The 2,807-nt window shown below is 56.8% G+C and carries 4 protein-coding genes; 1 reads left to right on the top strand and 3 read right to left on the bottom strand.

Annotated features, from left to right (window positions below):
- Window positions 1–944 (top strand): porphobilinogen synthase (hemB, locus tag PHD76_15215; protein MDD5263192.1); only part of this gene is annotated, 944 nt, incomplete at its 5' end.
- A 1-nt stretch (window position 945) separates the two neighbouring features.
- On the opposite strand, the gene PHD76_15210 is transcribed toward hemB, so the two are convergent.
- The 3 genes from PHD76_15210 to PHD76_15200 all read right to left on the bottom strand — a co-directional run.
- Window positions 946–1,716 (bottom strand): flagellar brake protein, encoded by a 771-nt coding sequence (locus tag PHD76_15210; GenBank protein MDD5263191.1) that lies wholly within the window; start codon window positions 1,714–1,716, stop codon window positions 946–948.
- A 127-nt stretch (window positions 1,717–1,843) separates the two neighbouring features.
- On the bottom strand, window positions 1,844–2,488 hold the full coding sequence (locus PHD76_15205) for a hypothetical protein (GenBank protein ID MDD5263190.1): 645 nt from the start codon (window positions 2,486–2,488) through the stop codon (window positions 1,844–1,846).
- A 19-nt stretch (window positions 2,489–2,507) separates the two neighbouring features.
- On the bottom strand, window positions 2,508–2,807 hold a 300-nt coding region (locus PHD76_15200; GenBank protein MDD5263189.1), incomplete at its 5' end, for a hypothetical protein.

Genomic DNA, 2,807 nt, shown 5'->3' with positions numbered 1-2,807 from the left:
CCCGCCGCCTGATGCGCGAAAACCAGTTGACGCCCGCCGATTTGATTTACCCGGTGTTCGTGCTGGAAGGCAATAACCGCAGCGAAGCGGTCTCCTCCATGCCGGGTGTCGTGCGGCAAACGCTGGATCAACTGCTTCGCCAGGCGGAGGAATGTTCCAGGCTCGGCATTCCGGCCTTGGCTATTTTCCCGGTGATTGAGACGCCGCTCAAAAGCCTGGATGCGGCCGAAGCCTACAATCCGGAGGGCCTGGTACCGCGCGTGGTGCGCACCCTGAAGCAGCATTTTCCGGAATTGGGCATCATTACCGACATTGCGCTCGACCCCTACACCAGCCATGGCCAGGATGGACTGATCGACGCCAACGGCTATGTTTTGAATGACGAAACGGTGGCGGTGCTAGCAAAGCAGGCGCTCACTCACGCCGAGGCCGGCGCTGATGTGGTCGCCCCTTCGGACATGATGGACGGACGCATCGGCGCCGTGCGCAATGCGCTCGACGGTAGGGGCCATATCCATACCCGGATTCTGGCCTATTCCGCCAAATATGCCTCGAGCTTTTACGGGCCGTTCCGCGATGCGGTCGGCTCCGCTGCCAATCTGGGAGCGGGCAACAAATATACCTATCAGATGGACCCCGCCAACAGCGATGAGGCCTTGTGGGAAGTGGGACTGGACCTGGATGAGGGGGCAGACATGGTGATGATCAAACCCGGCATGCCTTACCTCGACATCGTCCGGCGCATCAAGGAAACCTACCGGGCGCCGACTTTCGTTTATCAGGTCAGCGGCGAATACGCCATGCTCAAGGCAGCCGCCCAAAACGGTTGGCTGAACGAAAAGGCTTGCGTGCTGGAAGCCTTGCTGGCATTCAAGCGCGCCGGGGCGGACGGAATATTGACCTATTTTGCGCTGGACGCGGCAAAATGGCTGAAGGACTCCTGAATTACTGGCGGTCCAGATCCTTTGATCTTCTTTCCCGCTCGACCTTGATGATATAGCGCTGGATCATGGCCTGCATGTTAGCCGGCAAATCGACCAGCTGGCAGCCGGCTCGTTTGGACGGCTGGCCATTCCGCAAGGTCACATCAAATACGCTCCGGATCTCCAGTGTCGCCACGATATTGCCGATGCCGGGCAGGGCCAAGTGACAATCTGGAAAAGCCATTCCCCGGGTAAATGCTATATTGCACTGCGGCAGGATCACGCCGATGCCGCCGATGCTGATATCCACGATTGTCATTTCAATCTTGCTGCCATCCTCGATTGGCACAATACATTTCAGCGGGTTGGCGATCGGCGTTGTCACCCGGAAGAATTCCCGCCGCTGCAGCTTGATCACCGATTCGGGCAGCTTGATCCGAAAGGCATCTCGGCCCTCGAAGCGGGTTTTTTCGATCCGGTTGGCGACGAACTGGACTTTTACCTTGTCATGGGAGGTAACGAAAATGATCTTGTCGCTCTCGAGTATCCTCAGGTTCAGCGCTTCGGTAGCGCCGAAATCCAGAATGACCTCGCCCCGGTCCGCATCGACGTCGATAATGGATGTCAGGATGAAGTTTTTACCATGGTCAAAATGGGCACTTAACAGCCCGCCCTTGTCCATGATGGCGCGCAAAAGGAAAACGATCTCTTTCTTCCAGTTGATCGAATACTTGTCGAAATCGTCTTCGGCAGAAAGTGAAGGGCTCTGTGGCGGGTCTTGAGGTTGGTTCACAGTGAGAAAGCGCAACAAAATAAAAATAGTGGAAATGTCATGATTGACAGCAATAGCGCTTGAAAAGGTTGCATAGAAGCAATCGCAACTCAGGCCGGCATCAAGCCTAGGACCAAGTATAAAGGCTTTATCCCTCTTCCAGCAATGTTTCGACCTGCTTGACGCGGGCGCGATCCAGCGGCCTTTTGTCCGGATGTCCGCGCGGGATTTGTCGCAGATCTTCCGTGGCCAAAACCGTGATATTGATTTCCGTACCCTCCCCCTGCAGGGTGAAAACCGGGAAGCCGCGCACGTCCCCGCCAAAATGCAGCCGCATTTCGCCGCTCTTGTAAGGCAGTTGTTTGCTTAACAGGAACAACTCCACCTCCTTTGCGCTGTCGGCAAACACCTGGAGGTTGATGTCCGAATAGCGAGTGGCCGTGCCATTCAACACCGAGCCGGTCAGATACGGATTAAACCTCTCAAGCTGCCGCATCACCGCCAGCGCCTGCTGGCGCAGCAAACGGAGTCGTTCGCCCTGCTCGTCTTTTTGGTAGAGCGCCTGATAATCCCGCAATGCCTGCTCCACCTCAATATTGTTCGGCAGGTTATGCGTATCAGGGGCGCCGATCTGGCGAGCCGCCTTGAGTTTGGCCAAGGCGTAGTCCTGCAGGCCGTCCTCCGCGATCAGCCGGGCCGCCTGCTGCGCAATCCGTTCGCGCATCCGCTGGTTCGCCGCCTTTTCTCGCTCCCGGTGCGGCATAATGTGTTTTGCGCCAAGCTCTCTAAACATGAAAAAATGGCCCGCTGATTCAAAACAATTGATCTTTAACCTCTTCCGACGACCTGCCACCGCCGCCAAAAAAGCCTTCACCGGCGCCTCGCTGCTCCTGCGGCGCACTTTCAAGGTAAAAATACTCGGGGATGCCCTCGCCACCTTCGGCGACCCTTAGCCCATTTTGTGGGTTAATCTTAACCGATATCACACCCTCCGGGACTGTTGTTTCTCCCTCTGGCACACTTTTCAGCGCCCTACCCATGTATCCCATCCACATCGGCAATGCCGCCTGGGCGCCGGTTTCCGTACCGCCCAGTGAGCGGGGCTGGTCAAA

The organism is Candidatus Methylacidiphilales bacterium (assembly GCA_028713655.1).
Classification (GTDB): domain Bacteria; phylum Verrucomicrobiota; class Verrucomicrobiia; order Methylacidiphilales; family JAAUTS01; genus JAQTNW01.
Note: the sequence above shows the minus strand (reverse complement) of the source record. Positions and strands in the feature narration are given on the sequence as shown.

Bases quoted from the DNA above. Each gene is read 5' to 3' on its own strand.
- PHD76_15205 (MDD5263190.1), bottom strand. From the start codon at position 2,488: ATGTTTAGAGAGCTTGGCGCAAAACACATTATGCCGCACCGGGAGCGA.